The organism is Oleiphilus sp. HI0128, assembly GCF_001635365.1.
This window is the reverse complement of the sequence record NZ_LWGG01001547.1, coordinates 1-885: the sequence shown is the minus strand read 5'-3', so window position 1 is coordinate 885 and position 885 is coordinate 1. Positions and strand designations below refer to the sequence as shown.

Sequence of the window (885 nt, the reverse complement as noted above, 5' to 3'; positions counted from 1 at the left end):
AAGCTGGTAAAAAAGAATATTCTTTTACATTAGCCAATGTTAAATACCTCGACGTAACTCCCAAGGGAAAACCTTCCCCATGCTGTTTAATAAAGTCTGCACAATTATAGGGTCCATTAAGTCAGTGAGTTCCCACTGACTTAAAAATAATAGCGCTAAATACTGATCAGCCAGGCTGAGGTCTTGTTCGCCACATGTCAGCATATCTGCAATTGACGAAAACATTGGCTTATCATCACTCTTGTACATCAAACGCCCATAAGAACAAACAGGCTTGCCTAAGACCATTGCCTCATGAACCAAGTTAGAGTTAACCGATACGACCCCAACACAATTTTTATGCGCGGCTAAATCAATACTACGGATACCTTTCTTAGCCTCGATAAATGTCACACCCTTTGGTAACGTCGGAGCATTAGATAAGCGGCATTTTTTAGCAGGATGCTCAGTCACGATAATGTTCACACCTTGCGCTTCCGCATAACTCCGATCAATTAGCGCCTGAGCCAATAAATCGTTGGCGCCCTTCTGCCCATACAAGCTCTCAAAACCAGAATCAGAAAACTTCAGGTTATAGTCCTCTCCTCCTTGGAGTGGCAATAAACAAAAAGGCTTTTGAGTAAGGCCTGCGATATCAACCTTTTTAGGCCTCAAGAAGTGTTGAGCGCGAGCTTTGCAGTGCTCTAAATCGCGTCGACCTATGCGCTCAACATAATCAACGCCAGAGTCAAACTGAGTGTGGCTGCGTGCATTGGCCCCATGAGGAGAGATTTGATAAGACGATCTCGGTAGCCAGCCATGTTCAACAACAAGCGTTTTATCGCCATCATCGACAAAACGCTCCGACCAATTAATTGAAACAGGGGGTATTGATTCAAACAAGTC

Annotated in this window: 1 protein-coding gene; it reads right to left on the bottom strand. The window is 44.0% G+C overall.

All coding sequences use genetic code 11. The features are described 5' to 3' along the window. Positions 1–39: 39 nt before the first annotated feature. Positions 40–885: hypothetical protein (locus A3763_RS25420; protein WP_156495333.1), on the bottom strand; the 846-nt coding region annotated here is incomplete at its 5' end.